This window comes from Mycobacterium sp. Soil_C_30, from assembly GCF_057656995.1.
The window spans coordinates 118,725-137,291 of the sequence record NZ_JBDGJH010000004.1; the positions used below are offsets into that span (position 1 = coordinate 118,725).

The 18,567-nt window shown below is 68.0% G+C and carries 23 protein-coding genes; 21 read left to right on the top strand and 2 right to left on the bottom strand.

Going from position 1 to position 18,567, the window contains the following annotated elements; genetic code table 11:
- Positions 1 to 271 precede the first annotated feature (271 nt).
- On the top strand, positions 272 to 1,633 hold the full coding sequence (locus tag AC3A6P_RS08735; RefSeq protein WP_487690810.1) for an MFS transporter: 1,362 nt from the start codon (positions 272 to 274) through the stop codon (positions 1,631 to 1,633).
- A 27-nt stretch (positions 1,634 to 1,660) separates the two neighbouring features.
- On the opposite strand, the gene AC3A6P_RS08740 is transcribed toward AC3A6P_RS08735, so the two are convergent.
- Positions 1,661 to 3,331: a PucR family transcriptional regulator gene (locus AC3A6P_RS08740; protein WP_487690811.1), complete on the bottom strand. Its 1,671-nt coding sequence runs from the start codon at positions 3,329 to 3,331 to the stop codon at positions 1,661 to 1,663.
- Positions 3,332 to 3,574: 243 nt separating this feature from the next.
- Between AC3A6P_RS08740 and AC3A6P_RS08745 the strand changes: the two genes are divergently transcribed.
- From AC3A6P_RS08745 to rplO, 20 genes are all read left to right on the top strand, one after another.
- Entirely contained in the window at positions 3,575 to 4,027 is a 453-nt protein-coding gene (locus tag AC3A6P_RS08745; RefSeq protein WP_487690813.1) for a GlcG/HbpS family heme-binding protein, read from the top strand.
- 167 nt (positions 4,028 to 4,194) lie between these two features.
- Positions 4,195 to 4,914, top strand: coding sequence for an iron-containing redox enzyme family protein (locus AC3A6P_RS08750; protein ID WP_487690815.1), 720 nt, complete (start codon positions 4,195 to 4,197; stop codon positions 4,912 to 4,914).
- A gap of 67 nt (positions 4,915 to 4,981) precedes the next feature.
- Entirely contained in the window at positions 4,982 to 5,314 is a 333-nt protein-coding gene (locus AC3A6P_RS08755) for a Rieske (2Fe-2S) protein (protein WP_487690817.1), read from the top strand.
- On the top strand, positions 5,311 to 6,540 hold the full coding sequence (locus AC3A6P_RS08760) for an NAD(P)/FAD-dependent oxidoreductase (RefSeq protein WP_487690819.1): 1,230 nt from the start codon (positions 5,311 to 5,313) through the stop codon (positions 6,538 to 6,540). The genes AC3A6P_RS08755 and AC3A6P_RS08760 overlap by 4 nt, the downstream gene beginning before the upstream one ends.
- Entirely contained in the window at positions 6,537 to 7,988 is a 1,452-nt protein-coding gene (locus AC3A6P_RS08765; protein WP_487690821.1) for an aldehyde dehydrogenase family protein, read from the top strand. Before AC3A6P_RS08760 ends, AC3A6P_RS08765 begins: the two co-directional genes overlap by 4 nt.
- A gap of 11 nt (positions 7,989 to 7,999) precedes the next feature.
- A complete protein-coding gene (locus tag AC3A6P_RS08770; protein WP_487690822.1) occupies positions 8,000 to 8,383 on the top strand; it encodes a Rieske (2Fe-2S) protein in 384 nt (127 codons plus the stop codon).
- On the top strand, positions 8,380 to 9,981 hold the full coding sequence (locus AC3A6P_RS08775; protein WP_487690823.1) for a gamma-glutamyltransferase family protein: 1,602 nt from the start codon (positions 8,380 to 8,382) through the stop codon (positions 9,979 to 9,981). The genes AC3A6P_RS08770 and AC3A6P_RS08775 overlap by 4 nt, the downstream gene beginning before the upstream one ends.
- The gene (locus AC3A6P_RS08780) at positions 9,971 to 10,402 is read left to right on the top strand and encodes a RidA family protein (RefSeq protein ID WP_487690825.1); all 432 of its coding nucleotides are present in this window, start codon (positions 9,971 to 9,973) and stop codon (positions 10,400 to 10,402) included. Before AC3A6P_RS08775 ends, AC3A6P_RS08780 begins: the two co-directional genes overlap by 11 nt.
- 224 nt (positions 10,403 to 10,626) lie before the next feature.
- The gene (locus tag AC3A6P_RS08785; protein WP_487690827.1) at positions 10,627 to 12,150 is read left to right on the top strand and encodes a permease; all 1,524 of its coding nucleotides are present in this window, start codon (positions 10,627 to 10,629) and stop codon (positions 12,148 to 12,150) included.
- Positions 12,147 to 13,550 carry an amidase gene (locus tag AC3A6P_RS08790; protein WP_487690829.1) on the top strand — a complete coding sequence of 468 codons (1,404 nt, stop codon included), beginning with the start codon at positions 12,147 to 12,149 and terminating at the stop codon, positions 13,548 to 13,550. Before AC3A6P_RS08785 ends, AC3A6P_RS08790 begins: the two co-directional genes overlap by 4 nt.
- A 236-nt stretch (positions 13,551 to 13,786) precedes the next feature.
- Entirely contained in the window at positions 13,787 to 14,155 is a 369-nt protein-coding gene (rplN, locus tag AC3A6P_RS08795) for a 50S ribosomal protein L14 (protein ID WP_003883432.1), read from the top strand.
- A complete protein-coding gene (gene rplX, locus AC3A6P_RS08800; RefSeq protein ID WP_487690831.1) occupies positions 14,156 to 14,473 on the top strand; it encodes a 50S ribosomal protein L24 in 318 nt (105 codons plus the stop codon).
- 5 nt (positions 14,474 to 14,478) lie between these two features.
- Entirely contained in the window at positions 14,479 to 15,051 is a 573-nt protein-coding gene (gene rplE / locus AC3A6P_RS08805) for a 50S ribosomal protein L5 (RefSeq protein ID WP_487690833.1), read from the top strand.
- Between the two features lie 4 nt (positions 15,052 to 15,055).
- Entirely contained in the window at positions 15,056 to 15,241 is a 186-nt protein-coding gene (locus AC3A6P_RS08810) for a type Z 30S ribosomal protein S14 (RefSeq protein ID WP_019510998.1), read from the top strand.
- Between the two features lie 96 nt (positions 15,242 to 15,337).
- The gene (gene rpsH / locus AC3A6P_RS08815) at positions 15,338 to 15,736 is read left to right on the top strand and encodes a 30S ribosomal protein S8 (protein ID WP_487690835.1); all 399 of its coding nucleotides are present in this window, start codon (positions 15,338 to 15,340) and stop codon (positions 15,734 to 15,736) included.
- 20 nt (positions 15,737 to 15,756) lie between these two features.
- On the top strand, positions 15,757 to 16,296 hold the full coding sequence (gene rplF, locus AC3A6P_RS08820; RefSeq protein ID WP_487690837.1) for a 50S ribosomal protein L6: 540 nt from the start codon (positions 15,757 to 15,759) through the stop codon (positions 16,294 to 16,296).
- A 41-nt stretch (positions 16,297 to 16,337) separates the two neighbouring features.
- Positions 16,338 to 16,706 (top strand): 50S ribosomal protein L18, encoded by a 369-nt coding sequence (gene rplR / locus AC3A6P_RS08825; protein ID WP_487691443.1) that lies wholly within the window; start codon positions 16,338 to 16,340, stop codon positions 16,704 to 16,706.
- A gap of 26 nt (positions 16,707 to 16,732) precedes the next feature.
- A complete protein-coding gene (rpsE, locus tag AC3A6P_RS08830) occupies positions 16,733 to 17,446 on the top strand; it encodes a 30S ribosomal protein S5 (protein WP_487690839.1) in 714 nt (237 codons plus the stop codon).
- 2 nt (positions 17,447 to 17,448) lie between these two features.
- Positions 17,449 to 17,631, top strand: coding sequence for a 50S ribosomal protein L30 (gene rpmD, locus AC3A6P_RS08835; protein WP_487690841.1), 183 nt, complete (start codon positions 17,449 to 17,451; stop codon positions 17,629 to 17,631).
- Positions 17,628 to 18,071 (top strand): 50S ribosomal protein L15, encoded by a 444-nt coding sequence (rplO, locus tag AC3A6P_RS08840; protein WP_487690843.1) that lies wholly within the window; start codon positions 17,628 to 17,630, stop codon positions 18,069 to 18,071. Before rpmD ends, rplO begins: the two co-directional genes overlap by 4 nt.
- Positions 18,072 to 18,128: 57 nt before the next feature.
- On the opposite strand, the gene AC3A6P_RS08845 is transcribed toward rplO, so the two are convergent.
- Positions 18,129 to 18,566 carry a MarR family winged helix-turn-helix transcriptional regulator gene (locus AC3A6P_RS08845; RefSeq protein ID WP_487690845.1) on the bottom strand — a complete coding sequence of 146 codons (438 nt, stop codon included), beginning with the start codon at positions 18,564 to 18,566 and terminating at the stop codon, positions 18,129 to 18,131.
- Position 18,567: the final 1 nt, after the last annotated feature.

Consider the following 18,567-nt stretch of genomic DNA (forward strand, 5'->3'; position numbering starts at 1 on the left):
ATGCTCGGCTCGTTGACTCCCATGGTCAACGAACACAGTGCACACCGTTGTGATGTCCCTCATGTGCAATATGCGCTGGGCTTGTCGGTCATGTGTCGGGGCGTTTCATGCAGGTAAATATGCCGATCTCACAGCGGGTTCACCCGCGAATCGATCGTTGTGACAATCCCGGGGACCGGTCATCGTGACCCGGATCGTGGTGGTGCACTGGGCATGTTGTCCCACTCGGGCGCTGCCATCGACCAATAGTGGATGAGACAGTTGCTAGGACATGACTGACACCGACAACCGCTCCCGTGATGCGGGCACCACCGGCGACGGCACTCCGCTGGGGCTGGCTGCGCTGCTGTCCGGGACGCTGGTCGGAACGTTGAGCAACAACATCGTCAATGTGCCGATGCCGGCGATGCTCGCCGATTTCGACGCCCCGCTCAGCAGCGGTGTGTTCGTCGTCGTCGGATTCCTGCTCACCTTCACCGCCACCATGCCGTTGGTCGGTTGGATCGGTGACCGCTTCGGCCGCCGCCGGGTGTACTGCGTGGCCCTGGTGGGCACGGCGATCTGCGCCATCGGTGCTGCCACCGCGCCGACGCTGCCGGTGCTGATCGCCTGGCGGTGTCTCGGCGGTGCCGTGGCCGCGGCGTTCGGGCCCGCCGTGATGGGACTGTTGACGTGGATGTTCTCCGGTGACCGCCGCGGCCGTGCGGTGGGACTGTGGGCATCGGTCAACGGCATCGGCCAGGCCGTCGGTCCGGCGACGGGTGGGTTCATCGCCGACGCCTGGGGCTGGCGGTGGGTGTTCGTCCCCCTGGTGCCCGTGGCGCTGGCCGGCCTGATCGGCACGCTTCGGCACGTTCCCGCCTATCCGGGCACCCGGATGCGGTTCGACCTGCCGGGGGCGGCCGGGCTGACCATCGGCTCGGGCCTGCTGATCCTGGGCATCGCGTCCATTCCGTGGCCGGGCGCGTGGGCGGTGCTGATCGCCGCGGTGGTGGTGCTGGCGGTGTTCGTCTGGCACAGCCTGCGCACCGAGGAACCGTTCGTCGAGGTGCGTCTGGTGCTCGAAGCCCGGTTCGTGCGCAGTTCGCTGGCGGCGTTCGCGATGATGTTCAGCCTCGGCGCGATACTGCTGGCGGTGCCGCTGTACCTGGTGGGCGACGGAAGCCGGTCCGCGTCCGTCGCCGGGCTGGTGCTGCTGGTGGTGCCGGCCACCATGGTGGTGCTCGGACCGCTGGTCGGGCGCTATATGGACCCCCTGGGACCGCGGCACGTACTGCGCACCGGGCTGGTGTTGCTGGCGGCGGGTCAAGTGGGGTTGGCGCTGGTGGTGGGCGACGGACGTCCACTGGCGCTGCTGGTGGCAGTCCTGGTGCTCGCCGGTGTCGGGATCGCCTTCGTCCAGACCCCGGCCGCCACCGGCGCCACCCGATCGCCCGCCGGCGCGCAGGGCACCGGTCTGGGGCTCTACAACCTGATCCGGTTCAGCGGGTCCGCGATGGGCGCGGCCTGGGTGGCGATCGCACTCGGTGCCGCGGGGTATCCGCTGGTGTTCGGCGCGGCAGCGGTGGTGGTGGCATTCGGCCTGCTCGGATCGTTCTTCGGTCCGGATCCGGCGCCGGTGCAGCAGGGGTGACGCCGCCACTGCTGCGGTTCCGACGGGTCAGCGGAAACTGGCTTCCCGGTCGACGGCCGCGCGCACGTCCGACAGCATGTCCAGCCGGATGGCCAGCCAGACGGTGAACTGGTGCTCCGGCTGCCGGATGTCGAGACCGATCGACCGCGACACCCGGTCCAGTTTGGTGAGCATGGTGTTGCGGTGGACGTTGAGTACGCGTGCGGTCGCATTCACGTTGCCGCCGTTAGCCAGGTAGCCGGTCAGCGTCTCCAGCAGGTCCGGCGACTTCCGCAGTGGCCCCAGGACGTCGCGCACCAGCGCCCGGCTCTGTTCGGTGTCCGCCGCCTCGGCCAGCACGGTGAAACTGCGCAGTTGTTGATACGAGGTGGCGCCGGTCTGGCCGAGGCGGCGGGCGATGCCCAGTGCCACCCGCGACTCCCGGTAGCTGTCGGAGACCTCACTGGCGCCGTGGGCCGGCCGGCCGTAGGCCACGGCCACCGGGGATCCCCGCCGTTTCCGTAGCTCGGCGGACATCGCCTCCGCGTAATCGGTCATCTCGGCCCGCATGCGGGTGTCGTCGTCGTTGCGCAGGGAGCGGACCACCACCAGCACGTCACCGATCACCGTCACATACGACTGCACCAAGGGGTCGGGAGCCACCCCGGCCGCATACCGGGCCAGCCGCACCATGCTGGCCGCGGGATCGTCGACGCCCTGCGGTAGTGCACCCGGTGCCACGTAGACGCCGAACCGGGTGTCGATGTCGATCTCGTGGTACTCGGCCCGCGCCCGCATATCGTGCTCGCTGGAGAAGCTGCCGTGCACCAGGGCCTGCACGAAATCGCCCCGGGCCCGCTCCTCGGCCTCGTCGACGCTGTGTTGTCGCAGCATCTCCGAACCGATGATCGCCGTCGCCTGTTCGGTGACCACGACGTGGCGCGCCATATCGTGGGTGCCCGGGGCTGCCCCAGGCACCAGCACGATCACCCAGCCTTCGAAGGCCTTGCCCAGCCTGATCGCGCTGGCGATCGCCGTCCACGGGCAGTTGTTCGGTCCCGCAACACTTTCCACGCGGGTGTCGTGCCCGATGCTGCGCCGCGCTGCGGGCAGCGGCGCAGCCAGCATGGGGCCGATCTCCTCGCTGAGTGACACCGCGGCGTCATCGCCGAGCCCGCAGTGGGCGACCACGTTGCCGCGCGCGTCGAGGGCCATCGCCGGGTTGCGCGCCAGGTTGGACACCTCCCGGATCAGCATCTCCAGTCCTGCCCCCCGATGGAAGAGCCCGGCCAGCGACGCGTGCACGTGCGTGGAGTACCGCATCACGTGCACTTCCTGATTGAGCGCACGCTCGGCCAGCAGCCGGTTGAGCGCGGCGAAGCCGACCGGGAAGCTCATTTCGACGACCACGAGACCGGCCGGTAACGACGGCTGCAGCAGCTCCGCCGGGACCGCGCCGTCCACCAGCAAAGTGGTGGCGCCGCGGGCCGCCAGCGCGGTCAGGGCCCCGTGATTGCCCAGGAGCGCCTCCGGCCTTGTGTAGACGGCGATGCCGTCGAGCGGATCGGTCCGCGACAGCACCTCGGCCAACGGCAGCACCCAGTGCAACTCCGCCTGCACGCGGTCGGCTCCCACGATGACGCGGGCGCCGGCCATCAGTGACTCGTCGAGCAGTCCGGCGACCGTCAATCGACCGTTGTCGGTTTCCTGTTCGGACATTCTCTTCATCACCTGCGCTGTTCGTCGCACTGCGGGGGACATGAACACCGACGTTCACTGGTCCTTAACGGAATATCGTGAAACCCAGCACTCAGCCTATGTGCACTTTGACCTTCTCCGCCGCACAAATCAGGACATCTTGGCCCTGCCGTCGCGACTTCGGGGTTGATAGAAATCTCGGCAAGGCACCTAGCCGAGCCGAACGCCCCCACAGTCCCCGACACCGAGAACGAGGCACGAGGTATGCACCAGATTCACCGGATCACTCTCGACGACGCACTGCCGCTGCTGGCCGCCGGCCGCGCCAAAGCTGAGGAGATCGGCGTCAAGCAGACGCTGTGCATCTGCGACGACGGCGGCAATGTGCTTGCGCTGCACCGCCTTCCGGGCGCCAGGTTGACCGGTGTGGACATCGCGATCGCCAAAGCCTTCACCGCGGCGGGCCACGAGCGCGCCACTCACCTGTTCAACGAGGCGCCTGACGGGCCCGCCCTGCCCGGCAACGAAGCCTTCGGCATCAGCCACATGCTGCCGGGCAAGTTCGCCATCTTCGTCGGCGGATTCCCGCTCGTCTTCGACGGCCAGATCGTCGGTGGCGTGGGCATCAGCGGGGGCAACGGAGCTCAGGACAAGGCCGTCGGCGCGGCGGTGCTCGCCGAGTTCGAGGCGCTGACCGCTTCCGTCGCACGCCGCTGACCCCTGTGCAATATCACCGATCAAGCCGGTTCCGGCGGGTGATTGTGTACGTGGTCGACGCGACAACCCGACACTAACGTCGCTGGTGCAGGTTCTCCGCAGTGACGCGGAATGCAGCTCAGTACACCAGTTTTCGCCAGAACGATATAACCCGGAAGGACACAACGATGACCGAACTGCTGGGGCGTGACGAGTTCCGCGCCGAACTGGAGAACGCCATCAAGGGCCGCGAGGCCAAGAACGCCTCGTTCTCCAAGGCCTGGGCCGAGGGTCGGCTCGAGCGCCACCACTTCGCCCGGTGGGCCGAGAACCACTACCACTACGTCGGCCCGTTCGCCGACTACCTGGCCAACATCTACGCCAACACTCCCGATGAGTTCACCGGTGCCAAGGACTTCACGCTGCAGAACATGTACGAGGAGGAACTGGCCGACATCCGCCACACCGATCTGCTGATCAAGTTCGGCGAGGCATGCGGTACCACCAAGGAGCGCATCGAAGACCCGAACAACATGAACGCGATCACCCGGGGGCTCCAGTCCTGGTGCTACGCGGTCTCACAGCGTGAGCACTTCGTGGTCGCCACCGCCGCCCTGGTGGTGGGTCTGGAGTCGCAGGTGCCCAGCATCTACATGAAGCAGATCGTGCCGCTGCGTGAGGTGTACAAGTTCACCGAGGACGAGATCGAATTCTTCGATCTGCACATCACTTCCGATGTGGTGCACGGTGAGCGTGGTTACCAGATCGTGCTCGACCACGCCGACACCCCGGCACTGCAGCAGCGTTGCCTGCAGATGGTGCGCTGGGGCGCCGAGATGCGCTTCTCCTACACCAAGGGCCTCTACGACACCTACGTGGCCTCCGAGCTCGAACCCGTCGCCGTTTAGGGATTTCGGCGCGCTCGTAACCGCGTAGCGGTTACGAGCGCGCCGAAATCGCAGGAAGGGGAACCTCATGTCTGAGGGTTGGGTGGCGGTGGCCACCACCAAGGAGCTCGGCCGTCGACGCAAGCTCCGGGTCGAGGTCGACGGCTCCGCCATCGCGTTGTTCCAGGCCGAGGGCAAGGTGTACGCATTCGCCGATCTCTGTGTGCACCAAGACCGTTCACTGTTCAAAGGCACGCTGCTGCACGGCAAGGTGATCTGCCCCGGCCATCAGTGGCAGTTCGAACTGGAAACGGGCTACGAGGCCGACCAGGACCTCTGCCAGCCCACCTACCCGGTGCGCGTCGACGACGACGGCACCGTCTACATCTGCATGACCGCCAATCAGGAGGCGCGCGCATGACCCGCCCTACCTACGTCACCATCGGTGCCGGCCAGACCGCCGCGGTCGCCGCGCGCAACCTGCGCCGCCGCGGGTTCGACGGGCGGATCGTGCTGGTGGGCGACGAGCCGTATGCGCCGTATCAGCGTCCGCCGCTGTCCAAGGAGTTTCTCGCCGGGGCCGAAACCGACGACTCGTTGCAGATCCTGCGGCCCAGCTGGATTGCCGACAATGACGTCGAGATCATCACCGGCACCACCGTCACGCGAGTCGATACCGCCTCCGGCGCAGTGGAATTCGACTCCGGCGCGTCGCTGACGGCGGATGCCGTGCTGTTCGCCACCGGCGGCAGCCCCCGCACCCTCCCGGTACCGGGTCCACGCCCGGACCTGGTGCACTACCTGCGCACACTCGACGACGCCAAGCGGCTGGCGCCGCTGCTGACGCCGGGTCGCCGGCTGGCGATCATCGGCGCCGGTTTCATCGGCCTGGAGATCGCGGCGACCGCCACGACCGCCGGCGTCACGGTGACGGTGCTGGAAACCGCACAGGTGCCGCTGGCCCGGGTGATCGGCGCCGACATGGGCGCCTTGATGACCCAGCTGCACCGCGACAACGGCGTCGACATGCGCACCGGCACCGCGGTGGCCTCGGTGCGCACCACCGCCGACGCCGTACTGATCGGCGCCGAGGAGTTCGACGCCGTGGTCATCGGTATCGGGATCACACCCAATGTGGCCGCAGCCGTGGCGTCGGGCCTCGCGGTCGACGACGGCATCGTCGTCGACGCGGTGGGCCGCACCGCCGTCCCGAACATCTACGCCGCCGGCGACGCCGCCCGGCGCTACTCGCCACGGGCGGGCCGCCACATCCGCGTCGAGCACTTCGACAACGCCAGCCGCCAAGGCGTCGCGGTGGCCAACGCCATGCTCGGCTTCGATGCGATCTCCGATGATCCCCATTGGTTCTGGTCGGATCAGTTCGACCGGAACCTGCAGTTCGTCGGCACCGCAACGGGGGAGCCGACGATTCGGGGCGACCGCGACGGGATGGATTTCACCGGGTTCTACTTCGACGGTGGCGTGCTGTGCGGAGCCTTCACCGTCGACAGGGGCGAGGACATCTCGGCGGCCAGGGAGCTGCTGGGCCGCGAACTCGACGCCCTCGCACTGTGCGACGAGGACACCGACCTGTTCGATCTCGTATACGCCGACGACGACGAAGTGGAAGCGCAGGTACACGCATGATCGACGGTTCGAACTTCCTCGAGGGCAACTGGGTGCCCGCGCAGTCGGGTGCGACGTTCACCCGGCGCAATCCGGCCGACCCGACCGATGTCATCGGCACTTTCCCGGCGTCGGGGCCCGACGATGTGCGTACCGCCGTGGACATGCTGGAGAAGGCTGCCCCCGAATGGGCGGCGACCTCACCGGAACGCCGCGCCGCCATTCTGGAAGCGGCTGCCGCACAGCTGGAGTCGCGCAGCGAGCAGCTGATCGGGGAACTGGTCCGCGAAGAGGGCAAGACCGTCGCCGAGGCCACCATGGAGGTCAGCCGGACACCGATGAACCTGCGGTACTACGCCGCAGAAGCAACCCGGGCCGTCGGCGCCACCTACCCGGTGGCGGGAGAGACGCTGCTGTACACGATGCGCGAACCGGTGGGTATCGTCGGTGCGATCACCCCGTGGAACTTCCCGCTGAACATCCCGTCACGCAAGCTCGGTCCTGCTCTGGCGGTGGGAAACACGGTGCTGTTCAAGCCTTCTGAGCTCACCCCGCTGATGGGGCAGCGGCTCGTCGAGGCACTGTTGGCCGGCGGGCTGCCACCGAATGTGATCGCGTTGGTACAGGGTGGCGGCGAGGCCGGGGCAGCGGTGGCCGCCGACGACCGGGTGGCGGCGGTGACCTTCACCGGATCCACCCGGGTCGGGCGCCTGATCCACAGTCAGGTGGGCCCGCACCGGCGCGTCCAGCTGGAAATGGGCGGCAAGAACCCCGTGGTGGTGGCCCCGGACGCCGACCCCGGCAGGGCGGCGGCCCTGATCGTCAAGGGCGCGTTCGGGTTGTCCGGGCAGGCGTGCACCGGGACCAGCCGGGTGATCGTCACCGACGAGAATCACGACGCGCTTGTCGAGGCCATCGTGGCCCGCGCCGAGGCGCTGACAGTGGGCCCGGGTGACAGGTCCGGCGTCGACATGGGTGCCCTGGCCAGTGCCGACCAGTTCGACAAGTTCACCAGCTACGTGCAGGCCGGTGTCGATGACGGGGCCACCCTGCGCTGCGGCGGTACGGCGGTGCAGCTCGCCGACGGACCCAACGGATTCTTCGTGCGTCCCGCCGTGTTCACCGACGCACAGCCCGGCATGCGGATCGTCGACGAAGAGGTGTTCGGGCCGCTGATCGCCGTTCAGCGCGCCGCCTCGCTCGACGATGCCGTCGACCTCGCGAACAACACCGAATTCGGACTGTCGGCCGCGATCGTCACCAATGACCTCGCCGTCGCGCAGATGTTCTCGCGCCGCTCCAAGACCGGCCTGGTCAAGATCAACCAGCCCACCACGGGCATGGCGATGAACGCCCCGTTCGGCGGCTACAAGGCGTCGTCCACCGCGACCTTCAAAGAGCAGGCAGGCGCGTCGATGATCGAGTTCTACCTCAATGAGAAAACCGTCTACCTCAACCCCACCGGCTAGGAACCACCGACATGACTGAGCAGATCCAGAAGGCCACAACAGAATTCGTTCGGGTCGCCAGATCCGGGCAGGTCCCGGAGGGGATCGTGCGCCGGTTCCACGCCGGTGAACACGAGTTCGCGGTGGCCAGATTGCGTGGCAAGGCGTACGCGACGTCCAACTACTGCACCCATCTCGATTGCCTGCTGTCGTCGGGCAAGCTCCGCGACGACGGAATCGGATGTTCTTGTCATGGAAGTGCTTTCGACCTGGAAACCGGGGAGCCCATCAGCCCGCCGGCCACCGAGCCGATCAAGACCTTCCCCGTGGAGGAACGCGACGGTGAGATATTCGTGGGGTTGGAGCCCGGGGAAGCGCCCGCCGGGCCCACCCGACGCCTGCGCCGCCAAGCATGACCGCCGCAGCAGTGCGACCCCCGGCTCTCTCGGCAGCCGGCATGGTCAGCAGCAGCCACCCCGCTGCCAGCTTCGCCGGCGCACGGGTGCTGGCCGAGGGCGGTAACGCCATCGACGCCACCCTGGCGATGGCGGCCATGACATGGCTGACGTTACCCGGCCAGTGCGGTATCGGCGGCGACGCGTTCGCCGTCGTCCGTGAGCCCGACGGCCGGGTGTGGACCATCAACGGCTCGGGGTTCGGGCCGGACGGCGGTACCACCGATTTCTATCGCGCACAGGGGTTTTCGGTCATTCCGATGGACGGCCCGCTGGCGGTCTCGGTGCCCGGTGCGCCGGCCGCCTTGGCCGCGCTGCACGCCCACGGTGCATCACGTGCGCTGGGGGAACTCTGGGAACCGGCGGCCCGCGTCGCCGAGGGCGGACTGCCCTGTTCGGCGCGCACCGCAGGCGACGTGGCCCTGGCACTGAGCGCGGTGTGCGCCGACGCGGGCCTGGCCTCGGTCTACACCCGCGGCGGGGCACCCTTGCACACCGGGGCCAGGACCCCTCAGCCCGAGCTGGCCGCCACGATCCGCCGGCTGGCCGCCGACCCCCGCTGGTTCTTCCACGGTGAGTTCGCCGAACGCGCGGTGTCAGCGCTGCACAACGGCGGCGCGCCGTTCACCGGTGACGAGTGGGCCGCCACCGCGGCAATCGCCCCGGAACCCGCGTTGGCGGGGAACTACGCCGGGGCCGTCATCCACCAGACCCCGCTGCCGACACCGGGCTGGATGGTGTTGCAGCAGGCGGGGTTGTGCGATGGGGTGATCGGATTCGACGGGTGGCTGTCCGCGCCGGCAGTCGACCGGATGGCCCGCGCCGCGCGCCTGACCTTCGCCGACCGGTTCGAACTGTGCGGCAGCCAGAACGACGGAGCGCGCTACGTACTGGAACCGGGCCGGCTCGACGCCCAGCGCCGCGATCTCGACGAACGCACCGAACTGCGCGGCCCCGTCGACGTCCGTGCCGGTGACACCACCTCGACGGTCGCCGTCGACGCCGACGGCCGCGCGGTCAGCTTCATCCATTCACTGGCCTTCACCTTCGGCGCGAAGTTCACCGTCCCCGGCACCGGGGTGGTGCTCAACAACCGCCTGGCGCGTGGCGCGTACCTGATACCAGGCCACCCGAATGAGGTTGCGCCACGGCGTAAACCGCTGCACACGCTCAATGCGTGGATCGTCACCGACCACAGTGGTGCCCTGCTGCACGTCGGCAACACCCCCGGGGGTGACGGGCAGGTGCAGTGGAACATGCAGCTGCTGTCCCACCTCCTCGATCACGGTCTGGACCCGGCAGAGGCGGTATCCGCGCCGCGGTTCACCGTGTTCCCCGGATCCGACGCCGACGTCCTCGGTGCCGATCCCGAGCTGCGTGTCGAGGAGCCCCTGGCCGCACCGGTCCGGGACGAGTTGGCCGCCACCGGTCACCACGTCGTGGTCCAGCCGGCGTTCAGCGGCGGGGGGAGTGCCCAGATCATTTCGCGCGACGACCGCGGCATCCTCAGCGGTGCGGCCGATCCACGGCAGGAAGGAATCGCCCTAGGTGTCGACTGAGCCCGCCGAACCGCCTGCGCCGCAGGGTGATTACGTGCCCGCGGTGCTTCACGCGGGGTTGGTCTTCAGCGCCGGTATGACACCGCGCCGCAACGGGGTGCTCACGGTGACCGGTGCCGTCGGGGCCGGGGTTGACGTGCCCACCGCAAGAGCCGCCGCCGCCCTGGCGGCCACCAACGCGTTGGCGGCGGTGCGCTCGGTGCTGCCCGCCGATTCGCCGGGGATCCGGTGCCTGCAGATGACCGTCTACGTGGCCTGCACTCCGGATTTCACCGCCGCATCGGCGGTCGCCGACGGTGCCTCCGAGGCCATCACCGCCACCCTCGGCGCCGGTGCGCTGCCGGCGCGCAGTGCCATCGGCGTCGCGGCGCTACCGTCCGGCGCGCCGGTCGAGGTGCAGTTGATCGCCGCGGCGCTGTGACCGTCACGGTGTTGGGCAGGATGCACAGTCGGCAACCGCGGCACCTGTGCGCTGTGAGCATTGCCGAACGTTCGCCGGTTGGAAAGACTTTCGACACCGGCGTGTCATGTCGGCCAGCTCACACCCGAACCGCTGCACTGCTCATGTGAATCTCCCGTGCCGGTCGCACCCCATCTCGACGGCAGCACCCGGCGACCGCAGTCTTTCGAATGGATGGTGATGTCGTGTCGATTGCCCACTGGACATACCTGCTCGGCCTGGCGGTGCTCATCGCCACGGTGATCGCGAAGAAGAACGTCATCGCGCCGGCAATCGTCGCCACCTTCCTGACCGGGCTGGCGTTCTCGGGCAGCGTCACCGCCGGATTGGGGGCCGTGTTCAACGCGGCCATCATCGGCACCCGCGAGCTCTTGCCCATCTTCATCATCATCGCGCTGGTGACAGCGATGTTGGGGGCGGTGCGCCAGGCCGGCGCGGACACCGTGATGATCCGGCCGCTGCGGGGTCTGTTCCGCAACGGCCACATCTCCTACGTGGTGCTGGCGGTGGTGACGTTCCTGCTGTCGCTGTCGTTCTGGCCCACTCCGGTACTGCCCTTGATCGCCGCGATCCTGCTCCCGGCGGCCATCCGCGTCGGACTTCCGCCGTTCGGTGCCGCGCTGGCGATCGCCATCGCCGGCCAGGGGATGGCGCTCAGCTCCGATCTCGTCATGGGCGTCGCGCCGTCGTTGTCCGCCGAGGGTGCAGACGTGTCCGCCGGCCTGATCGCCGGGCGCGCCACGATCATCGCGCTGATCGCCGGCGTGGTGGCCCTGACCCTTGCCTACTTCCGCGACGTGCGCACCAAGATGCTCGACCCGGTGGCCGCGGCCGCCGTCGCCCTCCCTGTCGCCGATGCGTCCGCCGATTCGCCGCGGCCCACCGCCACCGCCCAGGCAGGCGGTGGCGATCCCGTCCCCACGCGGGCACACTCCACCATCGTGCGCACCACCGGCGCCGGGGGAGAGGCCGCGAACTCGGCAGAAGAGCAGCCACCGTCGACCAAGGCGCGAATCATCGCGGTCGGGGTGCCCACCTTGTTCGCGGCCCTGTTGGCCTTCATGCTGCTGGGTCGCTTCACCACGCTGGTCCCCGATATCGACGAAGGGCTGGGGGCGCCGCTGGTCGGGGGCGCCGCCGCTCTGGCGTTGGTGGTCATCGCCGTGCTCGTGAGCCGCAAGAACTGGCTGGGCGACGTCGGTCAGCATTTCACCGACGGAATCACCTTCTCGTTCCGCTCGATGGGGATGGTGATACCGGTCGCGGGCTTCGTCTACATCGGGTTGTCGGACTACTCCGGCGCCATCCTGGGCCTCGCACCGGACGCACCCGCACCGGCGTTCCTGCTGGATGCTGTCGCCACGGTCGAGCCCTACATTCCGCAGGTGCCGATGTTCGCCGCGTTCGCCATGCTGCTGATCGGCATGGTGATCGGACTGGACGGCAGCGGCTGGCCGGGTTTGCCGTTCACCGGGTCGCTGGCTGCCTCGCTGGGCGAGGGCTCGGGCGCCGACGTCGCCACCCTGGCGGCGATCGCGCAGAACGGGGCCAGCTGGACCGGCGGCGGCACGCTGGTGATCTGGTCCTCACTCATCGTGGTCGCCGGTCTCACCGGTGTCTCGGTGATGGACCTGGCCCGGCGGTTGTTCATCCCTGTGGTGTGCGGTCTCCTGGTGGCCACCACGGTGGCATCGGTGCTGCTGCTGTGAACGGCGCGGTGGGCCTGGGCAGCGCCGCGACCCTGATCGAGACCGCGGAACGAGTCCGCTCGGGCGAGACGAGTGCGCACGAGACGGTCGAACACGCCCTGGCGCTCGTCGAGGCGGGCAATCCCGAGCTCAACGCATTCGTACACGTCGACGGTGACCGGGCACTCGAATGGGCCGCCGAGGTGGACCGCGCCGTGGCCCGCGGGGACGACCCCGGTCCGTTGGCCGGGGTGCCCATGGGGGTCAAGGAACTGCAGCCAGTCACGGGCTGGCCGTTCGCGATGGGCAGCACGCTGTACGCCGAGAGGATCGCCGATCACACATGCACCCTGGTGTCGCGCGCGATCGCGGCCGGCGCGGTGCCGATCGGAGTCACCGCCTCCCCGGAGTTCGGCCGAGCCTCCTACACCGCCTCGACGCTGCACGGCGTCACCCGCAATCCGTGGAACACCGACCTCACCCCCGGCGGCTCCAGCGGCGGATCGGCGGCCGCCGTGGCCGCCGGCATGGTGCCGGTGGCCACCGGCACCGACGGTGCCGGGTCGCTGCGCATCCCGGCGTCCTACTGCGGGCTGGTGGGTTTCAAGGCCACCTACGGCCTGGTTCCACGCGGACCGCAGCACCGCGGCACCGGCGACAACGACCACTACGGTGTGCTGACCCGCACCGTCGCCGACACCGCCCGGTTCCTGGACTGTGTGTGCGGGGTCGACGATCATGACCGGGCATCTCTGCCCGCGCCGCCGCACGGTTTCGAAAAGCGGTTGCTGACAACGGATCTCACTTCCCTGCGGGTGGCCTTCACGTCGACGCTCGGGCCGTGCGATCCGGAGGTGGCGAGGGTCGCCGAATCGGCCGCGGAGAGGTTCTTCGACGCCACGGGAGCCGTCCGCGTCGACGCCGACGTCCCCATCGATCCGGCCTGCGGCGGCGCGTTCCGCACCTTGACGGCACCGGACGCCTACGTGCAGGTCGGTTCGCAGGCCGACGATCGCGACGTCCATCCGGCCGTGCGGCGTTACGTCGAGGCCGCGGCGGCGTTGGACATCGAAGCGCTGGTGCAGGCGCATGAGGCGCGTGCCCGGCTCGTCGCCGACCTGGCCGCGGCGTTCGAGACCGTCGATCTCCTGCTCACTCCCGCGACGACGGTGCCGGCGTTCGCGGCCGACGGGCCCATGCCCACCGAGATCGCCGGCCGAGTGGTGGACCACTGGGGTGCGCTGGCGGCCACCTTCCCGTTCAATCTGACCGGTCAGCCGGCCGTCTCCGTTCCGGCCGGTATGGCGGGTGGGGCGCCGGTGGGCCTGCAGATCGTCGGGCGGCGTCACGCAGATGTGACAGTGTTGGCGGCGGCCGCGGCCCTGGAGGCGCACGGTATGAGGGAGTTCGAGCGCCGCTGAGGCTCCGCAGATCCCTCGAAAAGGCCGGGATTTGGTGCAAAGCTGCCTGTCACCTAGACTCTAGGGGTTGCCGTGGGCAGACCTCGGCTGTCTCCTGTGCTCTGGGAGGTGGCCCTGCGTGCCTTTCGACAGCTCAAGAAGTAGAAGACCGCGCACGACAGGTTATTCGCCTGCCCGGAAACGGGCGGGTCGGTGTTCTGGCGTGCACACGCAAAAATCAGGTCTGAGGAGATCTAGTGATTCAGCAGGAATCGCGGCTCAAGGTCGCCGACAACACGGGCGCCAAGGAGATCTTGTGCATCCGTGTGCTCGGTGGCTCGTCGCGGCGCTACGCCGGCATCGGTGATGTCATCGTGGCGACCGTCAAGGACGCCATCCCCGGCGGCAACGTCAAGCGTGGCGATGTCGTCAAGGCCGTCGTGGTGCGCACCGTGAAGGAACGTCGCCGCGCCGACGGCAGCTACATCAAGTTCGACGAGAACGCCGCCGTCATCATCAAGGCCGACAACGATCCGCGCGGCACCCGCATCTTCGGCCCGGTCGGGCGCGAGCTGCGTGAGAAGCGCTTCATGAAGATCGTCTCGCTGGCTCCGGAGGTTTTGTAAATGAAGGTCCGTAAAGGCGACACCGTGCTCGTCATCTCGGGCAAGGACAAGGGCGCCAAGGGCAAGGTCCTGGTGGCGTACCCCGAGCGTGAACGCGTCCTCGTCGAGGGCGTCAACCGCATCAAGAAGCACACGGCGGTCTCGGCCAACGAGCGGGGAGCGTCCTCGGGCGGCATCGTCACCCAGGAAGCCCCGATCCACGTGTCGAACGTGATGGTCATCGACTCCGACGGCAAGCCGACCCGCGTCGGTGTCCGTCGCGACGACGAGACCGGCAAGAACGTCCGCATCGCCAAGAGCAACGGCAAGGACCTCTGAGAGATATGACCACGGTAGAGAACACCGAGAAGGTGCAGCCTCGGCTGAAGCAGCGTTACCGCGAGGAAATCAAGGACGCGCTGAACAACGAGTTCAAGTACGCCAACGTCATGCAGATCCCCGGCGTGGTGAAGGTCGTCGTCAACATGGGTGTCGGTGACGCCGCGCGCGACGCCAAGCTGATCAACGGCGCGGTCAACGACCTGGCTCTGATCACCGGCCAGAAGCCCGAGATCCGCAAGGCCCGCAAGTCCATCGCCCAGTTCAAGCTGCGCGAGGGCATGCCGATCGGCGCGCGCGTCACGCTGCGTGGCGACCGGATGTGGGAGTTCCTGGACCGGCTCATCTCGATCGCGCTGCCGCGTATCCGCGACTTCCGCGGCCTGAGCGCCAAGCAGTTCGACGGCACCGGCAACTACACGTTCGGGCTCAACGAGCAGTCGATGTTCCACGAGATCGACGTGGACTCCATCGACCGCCCCCGCGGTATGGACATCACCGTCGTCACCTCGGCGACCAACGACGACGAGGGGCGTGCTCTGCTGCGGGCCCTCGGTTTCCCGTTCAAGGAGAACTGAGCAGATGGCAAAGAAAGCTCTGGTCAACAAGGCCAACAAGAAGCCCAAGTTCGCGGTGCGCGCCTACACGCGGTGCAACAGGTGCGGTCGCCCGCACGCGGTTTTCCGCAAGTTCGGACTGTGCCGGATCTGCCTGCGTGAGATGGCTCATGCGGGCGAACTGCCCGGCGTGCAGAAGTCCAGCTGGTAACCGAAGAGACATTCAAACTCCTAACACAGGTGCGCGGCAGGCCTCCAAGGGATTTCCGCCCAGGGGAACCGCCGCGAGGAAGGTGACACCGCTGTCATGACAATGACGGATCCGATCGCAGACTTCTTGACGCGTCTGCGCAACGCCAACTCGGCGTATCACGACGAAGTGACTCTGCCCCACTCGAAGATCAAGGCCAACATCGCCGAGATCCTCAAGTCCGAGGGCTACATCAGCGACTACCGCACCGAGGATGCCCGTGTGGGCAAGTCTCTGGTGGTCCAGCTCAAGTACGGCCCCAGCCGTGAGCGCAGCATCGCCGGCCTGCGACGGGTGTCCAAGCCCGGTCTGCGGGTCTACGCGAAATCGACCAACCTGCCGAAGGTGCTCGGCGGCCTGGGCGTGGCGATCATCTCCACGTCCTCGGGCCTGCTGACCGATCGTCAGGCATCACGACAGGGCGTGGGCGGCGAAGTCCTCGCGTACGTCTGGTAGCGGGACAGGAGTTCAGAACCATGTCGCGTATTGGAAAGCAACCGGTCGTCATCCCCAGCGGTGTCGACGTGACCATCAACGGGCAGAACGTTGCGGTCAAGGGCCCCAAGGGCACCCTGACGCTCGACGTCAAGGAGCCGATCAACGTCTCCCGTAACGATGACGGCGCTGTCGTCGTCACCCGTCCGAACGACGAGCGGGAGAACCGCTCGCTGCACGGGCTGTCCCGCACGCTGATCGCCAACCTGGTGACCGGTGTGACCGAGGGCTACACCACCAAGATGGAGATCTTCGGCGTCGGCTACCGCGTCGTGCTCAAGGGCACCAACCTGGAGTTCGCGCTCGGCTACAGCCACCCCGTCGTGATCACCGCCCCCGAGGGCGTCACGTTCGCGGTGGAGACCCCCACCAAGTTCTCGATCACCGGCATCGACAAGCAGAAGGTCGGCCAGATCGCGGCGAACATCCGCCGGCTGCGGAAGAGCGACCCCTACAAGGGCAAGGGCATCCGCTACGAGGGTGAGCAGATCCGCCGCAAGGTCGGAAAGACAGGTAAGTAACCATGGCTCAGACAGCTACACAGGCCGCCGCCCGTAAGCCGGTGGGCCAGAACATCTCCGCTACCCGTCGCGTGGCCCGCATCCGTCGCCACGCCCGGCTGCGCAAGAAGGTGCACGGTACCGCCGAGCGGCCGCGCCTGGTGGTCAACCGCTCCTCGCGGCACATCCACGTGCAGCTGGTGGACGACCTGACCGGCACCACCGTGGCCGCCGCGTCGTCCATCGAGGCCGACGTCCGTGCCGTCGAAGGTGACAAGAAGGCCCAGAGCGTGCGCGTCGGTCAGCTGATCGCCGAGCGCGCCAAGGCCGCAGGTGTCGACGCCATCGTGTTCGACCGTGGTGGCTACAGCTACGGCGGCCGCATCGCGGCACTGGCCGACGCCGCCCGCGAGAACGGACTCGAGTTCTAAATGACTGACAACGGAAGGACCGCATGATGGCGGAGCAGACTTCAGGTGCCGAGGCGAGTGCCTCGAACACCGGCGCCCCCACCGCCGGCACCCGTACCGATTTCCAGCGTGGCGGACGCGATGACCGCGGCGGCCGCGGGCGTGGCAACCGCGATGACCGTGGTGGCCGTGGCGGCCGCGACGATCGCGAGAAGAGCAACTACATCGAGCGCGTCGTCACCATCAACCGCGTCTCCAAGGTCGTCAAGGGTGGTCGGCGCTTCAGCTTCACCGCCCTGGTGATCGTCGGTGACGGCAAGGGCATGGTCGGCGTCGGCTACGGCAAGGCCAAGGAAGTTCCCGCGGCCATCGCCAAGGGTGTCGAGGAAGCTCGCAAGAACTTCTTCCGCGTCCCGCTGATCGGCAGCACCATCACCCACCCGGTGCAGGGCGAAGCCGCTGCCGGTGTCGTGATGCTGCGTCCGGCCAGCGCCGGTACCGGTGTCATCGCCGGTGGCGCCGCGCGCGCCGTGCTGGAGTGCGCGGGCGTGCACGACATCCTGGCCAAGTCGCTGGGCAGCGACAACGCGATCAACGTGGTTCATGCCACCGTTGCCGCACTCAAGCTGCTGCAGCGTCCCGAAGAGGTGGCGGCCCGTCGTGGCCTGCCCATCGAGGACGTCGCGCCGGCAGGCATGCTGCGCGCCCGTCGCGAGAGCGAAGCGCTGGCCGCTGCGGCTGCGCGTGAAGGAAGCGCATAACCATGGCTGAACTCAAGATCACCCAGGTGCGGGGCATCATCGGTGCCCGCTGGAAGCAGCGCGAGAGCCTGCGGACCCTGGGTCTGCGCAAGATTCGTCAGTCGGTCGTACGTGAGGACAACGCTCAGACGCGTGGCCTCATCAAGGCCGTTCATCACCTGGTAGAGGTGGAGGAGGTCAAGTGAGTGTCATCAAGCTGCACGATCTGAAGCCGGCTCCGGGCTCGAAGACCGCCAAGACCCGCGTCGGTCGCGGTGAAGGCTCCAAGGGCAAGACTGCGGGCCGCGGAACCAAGGGCACCAAGGCACGTAAGAACGTGCCCGTGACCTTCGAGGGTGGGCAGATGCCCATCCACATGCGGCTGCCGAAGCTCAAGGGCTTCCGTAACCGGTTCCGTACCGAGTACGCCGTGGTCAACGTCGGTGACATCGCCAAGGCGTTCCCCGAGGGCGGCACCGTCGGTGTCAACGAGCTCGTGGCCAAGGGCCTGGTCCGCAAGAACGTGCTGGTGAAGGTTCTGGGCGACGGCAAGCTGTCCGCCAAGGTCGACGTCACCGCCAACAAGTTCTCCGGCAGCGCCCGCGAGGCGATCACCGCCGCCGGTGGTTCCGCCACCGAGCTGTAAGAGCTGCACACAAGAGCCCCGCACGCTTCGGCGTGCGGGGCTTTTTGCTCTCCGGCGTCAGGGTTGGTCGCGACGGCCCACGTCGTCGAGTGCCTCGCGAAGTTCGCTGGCGCGCTCGTCGCTGATCTGGCAGGCCGTCTGGATCTGCGTCGGAACCGCCCAGATGTCGTCACGCAGCGCCTCACCGGCGGGCGCCAACTCCACCAGGACGCGCCGTTCGTCCCGGGTGTCGCGTCGCCGGGTGATCAGACCGGCCTGCTCCAGCCGTTTCACCAGTGGGGTGATGGTCCCGGTGTCCATACCGAGAGTGGTGCCCAATTCGCCGACCGACGGCCTCGTGCCGCCGAGCAGTTCGAGCATCACCAGATACTGCGGGAAGGTGAGACCGAGTGGCTCGAGGAACTGTTTGTGCATCCGGATGAGCCGGTTGGCCGCACCGTAGAGCGCGAACGACAGCTGCTTGTTCACCGAATGGCGTGAATCAGGGGACGTCATC

Coding starts and splice junctions, on each gene's coding strand:
- AC3A6P_RS08760 (WP_487690819.1), top strand. CDS start 5,311: ATGACCCGCCCTACCTACGTCACCATCGGTGCCGGCCAGACCGCCGCG.
- rplF (WP_487690837.1), top strand. CDS start 15,757: ATGTCGCGTATTGGAAAGCAACCGGTCGTCATCCCCAGCGGTGTCGAC.
- AC3A6P_RS08770 (WP_487690822.1), top strand. CDS start 8,000: ATGACTGAGCAGATCCAGAAGGCCACAACAGAATTCGTTCGGGTCGCC.
- AC3A6P_RS08745 (WP_487690813.1), top strand. CDS start 3,575: ATGCACCAGATTCACCGGATCACTCTCGACGACGCACTGCCGCTGCTG.
- rpsH (WP_487690835.1), top strand. CDS start 15,338: ATGACAATGACGGATCCGATCGCAGACTTCTTGACGCGTCTGCGCAAC.
- AC3A6P_RS08775 (WP_487690823.1), top strand. CDS start 8,380: ATGACCGCCGCAGCAGTGCGACCCCCGGCTCTCTCGGCAGCCGGCATG.
- AC3A6P_RS08735 (WP_487690810.1), top strand. CDS start 272: ATGACTGACACCGACAACCGCTCCCGTGATGCGGGCACCACCGGCGAC.
- AC3A6P_RS08740 (WP_487690811.1), bottom strand. CDS start 3,331: ATGTCCGAACAGGAAACCGACAACGGTCGATTGACGGTCGCCGGACTG.
- rplE (WP_487690833.1), top strand. CDS start 14,479: ATGACCACGGTAGAGAACACCGAGAAGGTGCAGCCTCGGCTGAAGCAG.
- AC3A6P_RS08755 (WP_487690817.1), top strand. CDS start 4,982: ATGTCTGAGGGTTGGGTGGCGGTGGCCACCACCAAGGAGCTCGGCCGT.
- rpmD (WP_487690841.1), top strand. CDS start 17,449: ATGGCTGAACTCAAGATCACCCAGGTGCGGGGCATCATCGGTGCCCGC.
- AC3A6P_RS08750 (WP_487690815.1), top strand. CDS start 4,195: ATGACCGAACTGCTGGGGCGTGACGAGTTCCGCGCCGAACTGGAGAAC.
- AC3A6P_RS08845 (WP_487690845.1), bottom strand. CDS start 18,566: ATGACGTCCCCTGATTCACGCCATTCGGTGAACAAGCAGCTGTCGTTC.
- rpsE (WP_487690839.1), top strand. CDS start 16,733: ATGGCGGAGCAGACTTCAGGTGCCGAGGCGAGTGCCTCGAACACCGGC.
- AC3A6P_RS08765 (WP_487690821.1), top strand. CDS start 6,537: ATGATCGACGGTTCGAACTTCCTCGAGGGCAACTGGGTGCCCGCGCAG.
- AC3A6P_RS08810 (WP_019510998.1), top strand. CDS start 15,056: ATGGCAAAGAAAGCTCTGGTCAACAAGGCCAACAAGAAGCCCAAGTTC.
- rplX (WP_487690831.1), top strand. CDS start 14,156: ATGAAGGTCCGTAAAGGCGACACCGTGCTCGTCATCTCGGGCAAGGAC.